Below are 15034 nucleotides of genomic sequence, written 5' to 3' on the forward strand. Positions count from 1 at the left end.
GATGGTCGCCTGAAATATGGCGACCAATCAAAAGAATTTAGCCATAAGGCGGAGAATGTAAAATGAAAAAATTACTTGTTGCACTATTATCTGTTGGTGCGCTGTTAAGTGGTAGTGTACTGGCTGAACTAGACAACCCAGGTGGCACAGGTGGATTAGAATCTCTTCGTGGTGCGACCGAGCTAGAAGATACTCGCCCAGCCGATAGCTTCAAAAAGTACCCGCGTGAACAAGTGCTAGACTCAAGTTTCGTATATCAACCACCTCTAATCCCGCATAACATCCGCGGCTACGAAGTGTCATTGAATGCGAACAAATGTCTGTCTTGCCACAGCTGGAAAAATGCGAAAGAAATGGGCGCAACTAAAATCAGTGTGACCCACTACGTTAACCGTGAAGATGCTGTATTGTCAGACGTATCACCACGTCGTTACTTCTGTTTACAGTGCCATGTTCCACAAGCAAACGCTAAGCCGCTTATTAAGAACAACTTTGAAGCTGTTGACTCACTTAAATAACCGTTTGTAAGAGGCTAACTATGAAACTATTGAAAGCGTTTTGGAAGCGGCTGACGAGTCCGAGTAAAGCAGCGGTAGGTGTTGTACTCTTTATGGGCTTTGCTGGTGGTCTTCTATTCTGGGGCGCATTTAACACAGGTATGGAAGCAACCAACACCGAAGAGTTCTGTTCTGGTTGTCACGCACCTATTGTTGCCGAGATCCAAGAGACGATTCACTACTCTAACCGCTCAGGTGTTCGCGCAATCTGTTCAGATTGTCACGTACCACATGAATGGACAGATAAGATCGTTCGTAAAGTTCAGGCTTCGAAAGAGCTATTTGCCCACTTTATCGGTACTATCGATACGCAAGAGAAGTTCCAAGCACGTCGTGCGCACCTTGCTGAGCGGGAATGGTCTCGATTGAAGAAGAACGATTCACTGGAATGTCGTAACTGTCACCAGTTCGAATACATGGACTTCTCAGAACAGGGTGAACGTAGCGCAAATCAACACTCAACAGCCCTAGCATCTGGTGAGAAAACGTGTGTAGACTGTCACAAAGGCATCGCGCATAAACTGCCAGACATGCACGGCGTTGAAGGCTGGCAATAAGGAGCTATAGATGAGTACATTAGAATCGATCATTTGGCACGTACTTGGCTACAGTGCAATGCCAGTTATTATTCTTTCTGGTTTTGCGGTAGTTGCAGTAATCTCATTGTGGATTCTGTCACTGGGTAAAGACAAAGAAGTTAAGTAACTCCCTTTACTTAGAGTTACACCGTTTTAACGACTAAAAAAAGCCACCGAATTTTCGGTGGCTTTTTGTTTGATATCTCGTTTAGGCTTCTGGATAACCTTGCGGGTTATTCGACTGCCAGCGCCAAGTATCTTCCGTCATTTGTTCAAGAGTACGCTCTGCTCGCCATTCTAGCTCTTTCATCGCTTTTGCTGGGTCTGCCCAACACTCCGCGATGTCACCAGGACGACGATCAACAATTTCGTATGGCACTTGTTTACCAGAGGCAGATTCAAACGCCTTAACCATCTCCAGAACGCTGTAGCCGTTACCTGTACCCAAGTTGTAAACGTGCAAACCGTCTTTGCGCCCTACTTTCTGCAACGCAGCGACGTGGCCATCAGACAGGTCCATCACGTGGATGTAATCGCGTACACCGGTACCGTCTTTGGTTGGGTAATCACTACCAAACACAGACAAGAACTCACGGCGACCAACTGCGACCTGTGATACAAACGGCATCAAGTTGTTTGGAATGCCTTGAGGATCTTCACCAAGCTCGCCAGACGGATGAGAACCAACTGGATTGAAGTAGCGCAGTAGCGTAATACTCCACTCTGGGTTTGCTTTATGGAAATCAGTCAGACACTCTTCGACCATCAGTTTGCTGCGGCCGTAAGGGTTGGTTGCACTGGTTGGAAAGTCTTCTGTAATTGGCACTGACGCAGGGTCGCCATAAACCGTCGCCGATGATGAGAAAACTAGAGTTTTAACGCCCACTTCACGCATTGCATCCACAAGCACTAAAGTGCCGTGAACGTTATTGTCGTAGTATTCCAAAGGTTTCGCTACCGACTCACCTACCGCTTTGAGGCCAGCAAAGTGAATCACAGCTTCGATGTTATGTTGTTTCAGTACTTCAACCAGTACCGCTTTATCGCGAATATCACCTTGGACAAAAGTCGGTCTCACACCTGAAACTTTTTCAATTCGGTCAAGAACAGTTTTCTTACTGTTGTATAGATTGTCAAAAATTACAGGAGTCATTCCCGCTTGAATCATTTGAATGGAAGTATGACTACCAATGTAACCCATACCGCCAGTAACCAAGACGTTCATTTGTTATAACCTTTTGAATAAATTGATTTAATGTTAGCGAATCTAGCGCGAGAAATATAGCGCAAAAGTGAGACAACACCAAACATCATCTTTCAATCACAATGCGACTCTTACCGTTGTTCTTCGCTTGATACATCGCCAGATCTGCTCGTTTGATGATCGATTCCATCGATTGTTCTGGCTCATCTACATAGGTTACACCAACACTGACGCCCACGTTCAAAATTTGGTTGCGGTAAACAATATCTTCTCTGACTACTTCCATTATGCGTTCAGAAAGTGGAGTAAGCGCCTCTTTGTCTATCGATTTAACAAACACGACGAACTCGTCACCAGAAAGGCGTGCGACCAAATCATGGGTTCCAACCTGCGCGACCAAACGCTGGGCAACTTGTTTGAGAACCTCATCGCCCGCGTCATGACCGAAACTATCATTCACTTGTTTAAAGCCATCAAGATCTAAGTAGAGCAATGCCCAGCCCGATGTTTCATCGTGTTCTTGCTTCAATGTCTCGTCTAAAACGCGATATAACTGCGCTCGGTTTGCCACACCCGTTAACGAGTCATGATGCGCCAAGTACTCAAGTCGCTCCATTTCTTTGATACTTGATAAGTCAGACAGGATATACACATAGTCATACTTACTATCAGACTGCGCAGTCTTGATACGAGAAACCTTGGCAAACATTGGCACTTTCTTTCCGTTGCAGTCTTTCTCCCACACTTCACCTTGCCATTGTCCAAACTGGATCACAGCATCTTTAATCGCAGGCATCAGCGAGCGGAATTGCTGCCAGTCAAACACTTGCTCTGGCATTTTACCTAGCAAACTCTCTTGAGGGTAACCAAGCAGCTCAGTAAGTGCTGGGTTGACCATGGTGATAACGTCTGACTCGTTGGTCACCATCAAACCGTCTTGGCTATTTTCAAACACGCCAGCTGCGAGCCTCTGACGACTAAGTGCAGCTTCTACTTCGGTAATATCTTGTATCGCGAAAAGGAACTGTTCACGCTTGGTGAGCTTAGTACAGGTGATTTGCAGTAACTGAGGTTGGTCAAAGACATCTCTAGTCCAAACCTGTTCATCAGTAAACTCTAAGTCATTCTCTAGCGCATTCTTAATAAAGCGGCGGTTATCGTCAGACATCAAATCAACCAGATTCGCGCCCTGACAAATGACACTTGAGCATTTGAACACACGGCAAGCCGCAGCATTGTAGAGCCTCACTTCACCGCTTGGCTCGACAACGATAAGCGCGTGTTTAACTGTTTCGACCACTTCATTTGCAAAGGACTTTTCCGCCTCTAATTTATCTAGCGTGTACGCCACCTGTTGATCCCGTTGGTTTAGTCGTTGCAGCATGGTGTTAAACGCTCGAACCAAGTCGCCAATTTCATCGTTCGCCGAACTTTCGATACTCACGCCTTTTTGCTGACTATTGATGTAGTTACGCATACCTAAATTCAAGGTGTGTAACGGCCTTACGATGAACTTATCCACCGCAAAGTACAATACGCTACTCGCGACGGTGAGTAGGAAAAGAAAGATCATCCCATTCGTCAGTGCGGTGTTGTAAAGCTGCTGAAACGAGTCTTTTGAGATGGTGATGTTCATCTCTGCGATACTTTCTTGTTCAACTCTTACCGGAATAAGCAAGAAGATGAAGTCTTCGCCCACAGCAAATTGTTGTTTATCGATATCTTTGCGTTGCGATTCCGTCGGCGTTGGTACAGCGTTACCTTGTTGCAGATATTCCGCAAATAACTGATTATCAGAAGAATACAATTTTACCGAAACAATATCGTTGTCTGCAGAGAACGCATCTAACACTTCAGCAGCACTGAGGCGATCATCAAACAAAATAGCCGCTTGTAGGTTGTAAGCAACACCTTTAGCGAGCACACTGACGCGATTGATTAAATTCTCTTTTTGCACCTCGTGAGCGCTAAAAAACGCATACCCCTGCGATGTAAAAAAGATCATCGCTGCAAACATAATAATTGGCAGAACCAACTTACTTTTTAACGGCATATCACTGAGAAGCTTCATTAGCGCCTCCCTCAATATCTGAAACACGTAAGAAGTTAGACGAAATCGAGTAGTCGCCAATGTTATCGAGATTCACTCGTGGTTTAATCCGTCCATCGTTTAGGTTCAGTTCGATAACACCGCCATTATCAGTAAAGTTATCCATATCACTGATAGACACGGTTTTTCGGCGTACGTCTGAATAGACAGGTAAATTGTCCAGTTGCGATATAAACAAGATATGACAGTCTTGCTCAACGACTCGAATTGGCTTATTGCGAATTTGTTTGTCTTGGGTGATCTCGGTAAGAATCTCTTTGATCGACGGGTTGTCAGGTACACAGATATTTACCTGCGTCATGACCGAGTCCTGATTCCAGTGAATAAAGTTGGCAATACGATAAATATAGACTGCTTTAACTTGCTCAGGAGTATATTTCGCCAGCGCTTGGAACGACATACCTGCCAAAATCAAAAATGTACCAGCGATCGTTAGCTTAAAACTCATGCGACAACCTTACGAAATAAAGTTGCTCATTTGGGTATAAGCTCCAAGAATCATACAGTTCTTCTGCAAATACCTTCTGAGCAATGATTTCTATGGTTGGTGATTGTTCATTCATTTGCCAACCTAAGCGAGTATCAAGCGTGAAATGTGGGTCAAGCTCATCGAGTATGTCGTCTATTGGATCCTCGGGGTACTCAATATCGTTGTAACGCACGATGAAGTCCCATTGCCACGAACGACTGATATCCCAAACACTTTGAATGCTCGCCATATGCTGTTTAGGCAACGAGAGAAACGCTTCCGCTTCACCATTAGACAAAGCTCCCCCCTGCCACTTAGCATCGACTGTCAGATAACTGTAAGTTGCATATAGGCTTAGCTGCTCGTTAAACGCATAGCGGGATGCGAGTTCCACACCTTTTGAACTCGCGTCATAGTCATCATTGGTAAAGCAGAATCTCAGATGCTCATAATCCACAAGGGTAAACGAAGTATTACAGTCTTGAGCGCGAATGTTTTTATGGTGGCTGTAAAACGCCGTTGCATCCAGTTCAAACGATGAAGAGGGTTGAAAACGGTAGCCAATCTCGTAGGTCCAAACCGACTCGGTGCTCAAGTCGCGGTTAGGCATCGTAAGGAAGGTTAAGCCGTAAAGATCGCCGCCAATTTCCTCAATACCCACCCACTGTTGGATGGCGTTTGAGTCCATGTAAGACGGTGAGACCACTCCGCGACCAACACCGCCCCAACCACTGTGCTCAGGTGTGAATTGGTAAAGCATACGTGCTTGTGGGGCTAATTCAGTCTCGCCGTTTTGCTCGAAGTGTTCTGCTTTTAGCCCTAACACCGAACTAAGTTTGTCCGTCCATTGGTAATCGGACTGAACAAACACGTTGGCGATATAGTCATCTGCACCATCGATATCATACATACGCAGATAAATCGAAGGTTTATAAAGATCGGTATCCAGCCAGTGGGAACCAAAGTCCATATCGACATAGCGATACCCCGCCCCAAGCAATAGCTCATGGCGGTCACTTAACTTAGCGAGATAGTTCACCTCAACATCAAGCGTGGTGTATTTGCCCGGTGCTTCCAATGATTCATCATCAACGTGGTCAACCCAAAGGCTGGTACTAAGCTTATCGCCCGATTCAAGTGTTTTAGAATAAGCAAACTGCGCGTAAACGCTCGACGTATTGTAGTCGCGATTCCCATCTTCAAACTCAATCGGTAAGTTGTACGGATCACTTGAATCGTACTCGACCAAATTGAAATACTCTTTAGTACTGGTTTTAGTCCCGCCAGCGCGAACCGACCATGAGTCATTTTCGACCACTATTCCAGCGGTGTCAGTACGCCAGTGATCGGTATGGTGCGATAAATAATTGGGATTATTGCGAGCTTTAAAGAATGCGCGAGCGGAAACACCACTGTCAGTTTGAAAGCCTTGTCGTATCGAAACATCGTAGGCTTCATAACGCCCGCCCGTCGCAGACAAATACGTGCCTTGTGTTTCAGACGCGGGTTTGGTGATGATGTTGATAACGCCGTTGGCTGCATTGCCACCCCAAACAGCCCCACTAGGTCCACGCAGCACCTCAATTCGGTCTATATCTGCCAAGATATAATCCAGAGTGCTCCAATACACGCCGCCATAGATTGGGCTATAGACACTGCGACCATCGACCATAACCAACATTTTGTTGTACAGGCCATCATGAAAACCGCGGGATGAAACATGGAAAGAGTTTTCATTCCATTTTGAAAAGTAAACACCAGGAACGAGCGACAATGCTTCCGCTATCGTAGAAGCACCACTACGTAAGATGCGCTCGCCACTCAACACATATACCGACGCAGGGATATCTGAAAGTTTTTGCTCAAACTTTGAAGCAGTTTCCATTGTAATGTCTAGCATCGACAGCTCTTCTAAGCTCATCGACATTAATTCATCTAGACTATCATTGGCAGATGCAATGAATCCCGTTAAGCAGAGGGACGAAAATAGTATGGAGTGCCTAAACATTCATATTCCTGGCTATATTAGCAGCTGCTATTATTCCACTTATCAATATAGATTGGTATATGGAACGGCATGTTTTTATCAGCTTCTTAATCAAATAATGAAACCGATCACTGTTTGATTTTGCCTTTTGAAACATCTTAATAACATGATGATTAAAGAGTTTTCATTTAATGAAAAAGAATCGAATCAATTTAAATTGTGACATGGGTGAAAGCTTCGGCCATTGGAAAATGGGTAACGACGCTGCGGTGATGCCATACGTCGATCAAGCCAGCATTGCGTGTGGATTCCACGCTTCTGATCCTGTCATCATGATCAAAACAATTAAAATGGCGCTTAAGCACGACGTTCAAATTGGCGCTCACCCAAGCTACCCAGACTTACAAGGTTTTGGTCGACGTAGCATCCCGCTCACACCGGAAGAAATCTGCAATATGGTGATTTACCAAGTTGGCGCATTGAAAGCACTGTGTGAGAGCGTTAACGCCGAGCTAAGCTACATCAAACCTCACGGCGCACTGTATAACGATATGCTCAAAGATCTTAATATCTTTGAGGCGGTCGTCGATGCGGTTTCTTGCTTTAATGTTCCATTAATGATGCTGGCGATCGCAGATAAACAAGAATGGCTGGATATTGCTGACAACTACGATGTCCCACTGCTGTATGAAGCGTTTGCCGATCGTCGTTACCTAAGCTCCGGACAACTCGCTCCACGCAGCCTACCCGGCTCAGTGATTACTGACGAAGACGAGATCTTGGATCAAATCACCCAAATTGCCAAATACGGAAAAGTTCGCACACTCGATGGTTATACCGTATCACTCGAAGCCGATACGATTTGTGTGCATGGAGACAATGAAGACGCCATTCAAATGATTGAACGCATACGCGAGACATTAAACAGGGAGGAATAACTTTGGATATAGAGACAACGATCGATCCCGTTGCCGAGTGCTCGGTACTCATACGATTTGAATCTGAGCCAAGTCCCCGACTATCTTGGGTAATTGGCGAAATTAGCCTCTATCTAAGGAATCAACTTGGCTCTTGGATAATGAATGTTACCCCTTCATTCAATTCCATTCTGATTGACTACCTTCCGCACCGAGTCTCTATTTTCGAATTTGTCCCTTATCTAGAAAAGATCGTTACAGAGGCTCTTGAACACCTGCCCGGCCAACCTGAGTGCGAGCAAATTGAGTTGCCCGTTTATTATCATCAAGATGTCGGCCCTGACTTAGAAAGTTATTTGGCCAAAGGTTTAAGCCTTGAAGATGTCATTGCTCTACACAGCGCGCAAGAATATACCGTTGGTGCAATTGGCTTCACAGCAGGGTTTGCTTTTCTTACTAACGTGAATGATAAACTCAGATTACCTCGCAAATCGTCGCCACGGTTAAAAGTACAAAAAGGCAGCGTTGCTATCGCTAATCACCAGACTGCAATATACCCGACTGAGTCACCCGGCGGCTGGAACATTATTGGTAACTGTCCAGTCACTATATACAACCCTAACGGCTCCCCTATCTTGCCTTTCTCTATCGGTACTAAGGTTAAATTCAAACCGATAGATAAGGCCACATTTCTTGAGTTAGGCGGCGAAATTTTGGAGGGCTGGCAATGAGCAACATCGCAAGTATTTCCGTGGTCAAACCTGGTCAGCAAACCCTATTACAAGATTTCGGACGTTTTGGTTTAGCGCATCTTGGCATTACACAAGGCGGTCCTGTCGACGATTACGCCTTTAGCTGGGCAAATCACCTTTTGGGCAACTCAACCAGTTGCCCTTGCTTAGAAATCACATTAGGCCAGGCTGAGTTTGCGATAAATGATGATTGTGAACTGGCAATCGCAGGTGGTGACCTCAACGCAAAACTGGACGGCGTTCCGCTGACAAATTGGTGTACATTCGCAGCGAAAAAAGGACAAACACTGACGTTTGGCTTGCCTAAAAACGGCCTTCGTAGTTATCTGGCGATTAAACATGGTTTTCAGGCTAATTATCAACTTGGTAGCTGCTCTGCGGTCACCCGTGATCAATTGGGAGGACTGCATAAAGGTGAGCCGCTCAAGGCCGGTGATGAGCTATTCTTTTCCGCCCATGAAGTGAGAGAAAAGCCAATACAAATGACCTTTCGCTTTAAACCCGATTACAATCTCACACTCGAACTCAGGGTGATTGAAGGCTATCAGGTTGAGGATTTTTCACCTGCACAGCTTGAACGCTTTTATCAACAAGAGTTCGAAGTCAGTCAGTTTGTCGATCGTATGGGTTATCGCTTGTGCGGTGGAAAAGTAGCCCCACCCAACAAAGAATACTTGAGTGAAGGTATTGCTCTCGGCTCGATTCAGGTGCCACCCAATGGAGAACCGATCGTATTGCTTAATGATCGTCAAACTATTGGTGGGTATCCAAAACTGGGTTGCGTGGCGCGTATTGATCTACCGAGACTGGCGCAAGCAAAACCCGGTCAGAAAGTACGATTCGTTCGTGGCGACCTGCTCGGACTGCAAGACGTTTGGTGCCAATGGGCAAAATACTTTGGTTACTAACACCATAGCCAAGCACTAGGATTCGGTAGTTGAAAAAAATGGCCCTGTATGGGCCATTTTTTATTGATGCACTTCGCCGTAGTATTGAGCGAGTTCTGGTGGGTAGCTGCGTTCAACGGCCATTTCCGTCGCTTTCTCTTCGATACTCTGTTCACTCAGCGACATACTCACTGGGTGTAAGCTCTCTATCGACTCATGACGGTATTGATACAGATGCCATTGCGTAACGATCTTCATCGCGGCCTCAAGTGCTGAGGAACCTTTAACCACTTCAATTCGCGCATAGTGCTCGCCTTCAAAGGTTACGTCTGCAGCACGAAGCGTTTCATCACTGCCCGGTATTTGCTGCGCACCAAACAAAGGTGTGCCGTACTCAACCGCGTGTTGATAATCAGGAACAAAACGCGCCATGTGTTCAATTGCGCGTCGGGAACGTTCTACTGCCACCTGATGGTCCCAACCAGAGGTAATCTTACCTTCCAGTTTAACTGGCAACTTAGGCTGAGACGAATGCTGCGATGACGCCACTAAACCGTCGTCAAACAAGGTAATGTCTTTCGTCATACCGTGTAGTTGGAATACGCCATTCGCATATGGCGTTAACTGCGCCATGCCATTTGGTGTGCCACGAGGGCCGTGAAAGATCACTTCAGGCCACAGCTCACTGTACTCCGTCCATTTGGTTACGTATGCGGCTTTAAACTCGACTAAACGACTGCGTGGTTTTTCAGCTAAATCATCAATATTGCCCGTTTCGTAACCACAGGCGTTAACAAGATAGTCGGCGTTAACTTCAACACTCTCGCCTTGTTGATTAACACAAGTGAGTTTCCAACCGCCCTCTTGTTCAACGAGATCGGTTAATTGCGTATTAAGCAGAAGATTACAGTTTGGCATTTGCTCTAAAGCTAATGCTGCAGAAGCTCCGATTCGGAACACGCTCCAGCCCGGCTCTTGAACCACTGCAATTGGGAATCGCAGCGTCTCCAGATTGGTATGTTTCGCGAATGGGATCAACCAATCATCAAACGACTTTGGCTGCTCTGGCTGAACTTTATCTTTTAAAGCTTCGATTTCATCTTTGGAATAAAAACGGTAGTAGTCTTCTGGCTCGCCGAGCACCTTGTTAGCCGGATCTTGTTCTACCAGCTCTTTGTAAGCGCTCTGAATCGCGATTAGGCGTTCGTATAGCTCTTCAGGTGTCCCACCGTCCAAATAAGGGACAGCAATAATGGTTGGGCGGTTATTTACCGTGTGGGGATACAGGCGAGCAGTATCAATGGACTGCTTTAATAGCTCCAAACATTGCTCGGTTGAGATCTCTCTGTATAAATTTCCACCAGCGTGCAAATGACAGATCGGCGGCCCTGATACTAAGCTGCTCTTTTTTTCGATAAGAGTGACGTTAAGACCTAGCTCTGCGAAATGGACAGCTGCGGTAGCACCGGCGATACCTCCACCAATAACGGCTATGGAAGATGCTGTGGTTTGACGTTTTTCAGACTGCATTTATATGGTTAATCCATTCATTCTAAGTGCATTTTACTGTCTATGGGCTAAGAAGAAAAACACAATTTTTGCAAGGAAAATTAATTGCGTTTTTATGATAAAAAAATGAAAAAAACACTTGACTCAAAAATCGAGATTTCCAGATTTTTACCCAGTGTGAATAAGAAAATTGCTCCACACGTTCACAACACAAGGCTTGTGCCGATTTGTGAGTTATCTACAGGCTGAGTTATCCCAAACTTTATCCACCGATTTTGTGGATAACTGAATAACTCAGCCTAAGTAACATCAGCTAAATGCTTTATTTATAGGGACTAATAGGCCTCTAATCATGCTGTTAACAACAAGCGCTAATGTGAAAAACGTGACAATAGGTAACGCAAACCATAACGTGATATGCAACGAGGGTGATAAGTCAAAGCCATACACCATCAAGGCTCCAACCACGATTTCTGCCCCGATTGCGGCTATCACACCAGCGATAAGTGACATCAATCCATACTCCGCCCAAATGGTTTGTGTAACACGTTTTTTACTTGCACCTAGCGTACGGTAAAGTTGTATTTCTGACTGTCTTTGCCCCAAACTCAAGCGTAACAGGGTAAATATCAACATTACTCCCGCAATAACACCTAATCCTGCTAATACAGTTATTGACCAAACAATCTGCGTCAGCAATTGTTGGATTTTTGCACCCATACTGCGAATGTCCATCAAACTTACGGTTGGGTGCTCTCTCGATAGCTGATTGATCAAGCTGTCATCTTGCTCTTTTAGCCTAAAGCTGACCAAATACGTTGCAGGGATATCAGACAGTACATCCGGCGTGAAAATGAAATAAAAGTTTGGCTTCATATCGCGCCATTCAACGTGACGAATAGAGTTGACCTTCGCACTCACTTCCTGACTATTGATAACAAACGTTAGCTCGTCGCCAATACTTAGACCTAGGTCAGTTGCTACATCGGATTCGACTGATACGCCTTCAGTATTAGTCCATTGTCCCTCAAGCACTTCGTTGTGCTCAGGAATGCCATCTGCAAACGTAAAGTTAATTTCACGCCTCAATGCATCTGTGCCTTCACCGCCCTGCGCGTATTCTTTGGCGTCTTTGCCGTTGATTTGTGAAAGACGACCGCGAATGATCGGATAATCTTGCGAACGTTCGATTTGGTTATCGTCCAGCACCTTCAAATAGGCTTCGCGCTCATAAGGGGCAATATTAAGTGCAAACGCGTTTGGTGCATCTTCAGGTAGCGTGCGTTGCCAATCTGTGAGTAGATCGGTTCTAACTAACCACATCACCGCGAGTAGCATCAATGAGAGCGCCAACGCGCCAAATTGTATTCCAGTAGAGACACTGGAGCGGTTGATTCGGCTAAGCGCCAACTTAATCGCGGGTGTGAGCGGCATTTTGGCAATACTCTTCGTCACCACCAAACTCAGCACCGCTAACACCACGAACAACGCGATCATGCCGCCAAAGACAATCCACACCATAGTGTTGTCGTAATACGCGACCAACATTGGCACAAGTGGAACTAATACAAGCCAACGGTATGATTTACCTTTCTCGTAGCTGAGAGCATCTTGCATCACATTGGCTGCGCTCACGTTCAACAAGCTCATGAGCGGAATACCTAACGCTGGCACTGCAATCAAGATGCTAGTCATAATCGCAATCAGTGCAGGACCAATTCCGTAGCTCGGCAGTGGATCGGGTAACAAATCGACTAAAGGAATACGTAGCAGCACTTCAAGCACAACACCAATTGCCACACCGAGTACAGCGGCCGTAACCAGCAGAATCAGTACCTGAATCGACAACCAACGACTGATCCAAGAACGGCTCGCACCTAAGCTTTTCAGCATTGCGATGGTCTTCTTACGTGTCGTCACATAATGCTGACAAGTGAGCACCAAAGTCGTCGCTGCCATAATCACGACAATCGCAACCGTTAGTGATAGATACTGTTCAGTACGTTGGAACACTTCATTAGTGCGACTCGCGCTGTTCTGGTCACGCCAGCGGTCACTTGGTGTCAACGTGACAACGTCTTTCACTTGCTCTATCTGCTTTTCATCACCATTGATATACAGACTAAAGCGCACGCGGCTGCCTAATTGCACTGCTCCGGTCTTGTCTAGGTCAGACTCATGGATAAAAGCAGATGGCATTTGGCGGAAGGGGTTAAAGCTCAATCCCGGTTCTTCAACAATGTGGCCAGAGACAACAAAATCGGCATCACCCACCGTGACGCTGTCACCTACTTTAACGTCTAACTGATTGAATAAACGTTCGTCCAGCCAGAGTTCACCCGGTTTAATGTTGGAATACGTGGCGTTTCCGTCCGATAGCACCATTTCACCGCGTAGCGGATAAGCGCTATCGATTGATTTCACCGTAATCAACTTCATCGCGTTGTCACTGAACGCCATTGTCGCAAATCGGGTTTGCAGCGAAGTAGTTAAGCCTTGTTGCTGAGTGGCGGCAATCAACTGCTCAGGGATCGGATTGGAAGACGTATATACCGTATCAGCCGTTAACGCATCCTTGCCCTGCTTTACCACTACCTGCTCCATACGCTCGGCAAGTGCAGTTAAAGCAAAAATACACGCGATGATCAGCGTTAACGCGATTGAAACTGGCCAAAGTTGCCCGTGGCGAATCTCACCCAAACTCCAGCTAAATAGACGACGGTTAAGATTTTTTGATACTTGTGCTGTCATCACGACTCCTCAAGCTGACCCGCGTGCATTCGAATACGTCGCTCGCACAGTTCAGCTAATGTCATATCGTGAGTCACCAGCACTAGCGTTGTGCCATGTTGCTTGTTCAATTCAAACAGCAGCTCAATCACCTTTTCTGCGGTTTGCTGATCCAAGTTACCGGTCGGTTCATCGGCAAACAGCACTTTAGGTTGGATCATAAATGCACGGGCTAGCGCGACGCGTTGTTGCTCCCCGCCCGAAAGCTGGGCTGGAGAGTGATGCATACGATGTTCGAGCCCCACAGAGCTCAGCAGCTGTTTCGCACGTTCCACGTCTTCGTCTTCACCTTTCAACAAACAAGGCAGTGTGACGTTTTCTAGCGCGCTTAAACTTGGGATAAGAAGGAAGCTTTGAAAGACGAAACCCACAAACTCACTACGAATTGCGGCACGCGCTTCATCGTCCAGAGCGGTAATGTCTTGGTTGAGTAATTCGATGCTACCGGTTGTTGGGGTATCTAAGCCCGCAAGCAGCGTCATTAAGGTTGATTTACCCGCACCTGAGCTGCCAACAATGGCGACGCTTTCGCCAGTTTTGATATCAAGGTTTATACCATCAAGGATTGTTAATTGTTCCTGATTAGTAGACACTACTTTAGACAGTGAGTTTGCTTTAATTACGGATGTTTGCATGTTTCGTCTATTTTCCCTTGCCATTATTCTTGTTTTTACTAATCCAGCTAGTGCGAGCAAATTATTGATTTTGGGCGATAGCCTCAGTGCAGGCTATCAAATGCCGATCGAAAAAGCATGGCCAACTTTATTACCAGATGTGTTATCCAACAAAGGTAAGCCTGTTGAAGTCATCAACGCGAGTATCTCCGGTGATACGACCGGAAATGGCATTGCTCGCCTACCTCAACTGCTTTCCCAACATCAGCCCGATTACGTGTTGATTGAGTTAGGCGCCAACGACGGTTTACGTGGTTTCCCACCAAAACTAATCCAAACCAACCTCGGCAAAATGATTGATATGGTGCGCCAATCAGAGTCAACGCCTCTGCTGATGCAAATTCGTGTTCTGCCTAATTACGGCAAACGCTACACAGAAGCTTTCGCTGAACTCTATCCTAAGACGGCCCAACAGCACCAAGTCACACTGCTTCCGTTCTTTCTCGAAGGTGTTATCACCAAACCAGATTGGATGATGTCCGACGGTCTACACCCTAAGCCTGAAGCTCAGCCTTGGATTGCAGAATTCGTTGCCAATGAGTTAATTAATCATCTCTAGTTGGTCTAGCTCAATAAACTTTACTTAGTTTTACGCTAACT

14 protein-coding genes are annotated in these 15034 nt (G+C 45.9%); 7 read left to right on the plus strand and 7 right to left on the minus strand.

Features of this window, described 5'->3' with window-relative positions:
• Positions 1-62 precede the first annotated feature (62 nt).
• From AKJ31_RS03505 to AKJ31_RS22430, 3 genes are read left to right on the plus strand one after another with little or no spacing between them, the layout of a single operon-like run.
• Entirely contained in the window at positions 63-518 is a 456-nt protein-coding gene (locus tag AKJ31_RS03505) for a nitrate reductase cytochrome c-type subunit (protein ID WP_053407687.1), read from the plus strand.
• A gap of 20 nt (positions 519-538) precedes the next feature.
• Positions 539-1114, plus strand: a complete 576-nt coding sequence (locus AKJ31_RS03510; protein ID WP_053407688.1) for a NapC/NirT family cytochrome c — start codon at positions 539-541, stop codon at positions 1112-1114.
• A 10-nt stretch (positions 1115-1124) separates the two neighbouring features.
• A complete protein-coding gene (locus AKJ31_RS22430; RefSeq protein WP_072161209.1) occupies positions 1125-1262 on the plus strand; it encodes a TIGR02808 family protein in 138 nt (45 codons plus the stop codon).
• An 81-nt stretch (positions 1263-1343) separates the two neighbouring features.
• Here the strand turns inward: AKJ31_RS22430 and galE are convergent, their stop codons facing one another.
• The 4 genes from galE to AKJ31_RS03530 all read right to left on the minus strand — a co-directional run bounded on the left by galE (position 1344) and on the right by AKJ31_RS03530 (position 6845).
• On the minus strand, positions 1344-2360 hold the full coding sequence (gene galE / locus AKJ31_RS03515) for a UDP-glucose 4-epimerase GalE (RefSeq protein ID WP_053407689.1): 1017 nt from the start codon (positions 2358-2360) through the stop codon (positions 1344-1346).
• Between the two features lie 85 nt (positions 2361-2445).
• Entirely contained in the window at positions 2446-4410 is a 1965-nt protein-coding gene (locus AKJ31_RS03520; RefSeq protein WP_053407690.1) for a diguanylate cyclase, read from the minus strand.
• The gene (locus AKJ31_RS03525) at positions 4394-4897 is read right to left on the minus strand and encodes a YfiR family protein (RefSeq protein ID WP_053407691.1); all 504 of its coding nucleotides are present in this window, start codon (positions 4895-4897) and stop codon (positions 4394-4396) included. The genes AKJ31_RS03520 and AKJ31_RS03525 overlap by 17 nt, the downstream gene beginning before the upstream one ends.
• The gene (locus tag AKJ31_RS03530) at positions 4887-6845 is read right to left on the minus strand and encodes a TonB-dependent receptor plug domain-containing protein (protein WP_245639015.1); all 1959 of its coding nucleotides are present in this window, start codon (positions 6843-6845) and stop codon (positions 4887-4889) included. The genes AKJ31_RS03525 and AKJ31_RS03530 overlap by 11 nt, the downstream gene beginning before the upstream one ends.
• 251 nt (positions 6846-7096) lie before the next feature.
• On the opposite strand from AKJ31_RS03530, the gene AKJ31_RS03535 reads away from it, so the two are divergent.
• From AKJ31_RS03535 to AKJ31_RS03545, 3 genes are read left to right on the plus strand one after another with little or no spacing between them, the layout of a single operon-like run.
• Positions 7097-7843, plus strand: a complete 747-nt coding sequence (locus AKJ31_RS03535; RefSeq protein ID WP_053407693.1) for a 5-oxoprolinase subunit PxpA — start codon at positions 7097-7099, stop codon at positions 7841-7843.
• A gap of 2 nt (positions 7844-7845) precedes the next feature.
• Entirely contained in the window at positions 7846-8553 is a 708-nt protein-coding gene (locus AKJ31_RS03540) for a 5-oxoprolinase subunit B family protein (protein WP_053407694.1), read from the plus strand.
• Positions 8550-9482, plus strand: coding sequence for a 5-oxoprolinase subunit C family protein (locus tag AKJ31_RS03545; RefSeq protein WP_053407695.1), 933 nt, complete (start codon positions 8550-8552; stop codon positions 9480-9482). Before AKJ31_RS03540 ends, AKJ31_RS03545 begins: the two co-directional genes overlap by 4 nt.
• Before the next feature lie 60 nt (positions 9483-9542).
• Here AKJ31_RS03545 and AKJ31_RS03550 read toward each other — a convergent pair whose 3' ends face one another.
• From AKJ31_RS03550 to AKJ31_RS03560, 3 genes are all read right to left on the minus strand, one after another.
• Positions 9543-10991, minus strand: a complete 1449-nt coding sequence (locus AKJ31_RS03550) for an FAD-dependent oxidoreductase (RefSeq protein WP_053407696.1) — start codon at positions 10989-10991, stop codon at positions 9543-9545.
• 288 nt (positions 10992-11279) lie between these two features.
• A complete protein-coding gene (locus AKJ31_RS03555) occupies positions 11280-13721 on the minus strand; it encodes an ABC transporter permease (RefSeq protein ID WP_053407697.1) in 2442 nt (813 codons plus the stop codon).
• On the minus strand, positions 13721-14419 hold the full coding sequence (locus AKJ31_RS03560) for an ABC transporter ATP-binding protein (protein WP_416340957.1): 699 nt from the start codon (positions 14417-14419) through the stop codon (positions 13721-13723). Before AKJ31_RS03560 ends, AKJ31_RS03555 begins: the two co-directional genes overlap by 1 nt.
• Here AKJ31_RS03560 and AKJ31_RS03565 point away from each other — a divergent pair.
• Positions 14394-14993 (plus strand): arylesterase, encoded by a 600-nt coding sequence (locus tag AKJ31_RS03565; RefSeq protein ID WP_053407699.1) that lies wholly within the window; start codon positions 14394-14396, stop codon positions 14991-14993. The genes AKJ31_RS03560 and AKJ31_RS03565 overlap by 26 nt on opposite strands.
• The last annotated feature ends 41 nt before the right edge of the window (positions 14994-15034 follow it).

It is taken from the genome of Vibrio hepatarius (assembly GCF_001274785.1).
Lineage (GTDB): Bacteria > Pseudomonadota > Gammaproteobacteria > Enterobacterales > Vibrionaceae > Vibrio > Vibrio hepatarius.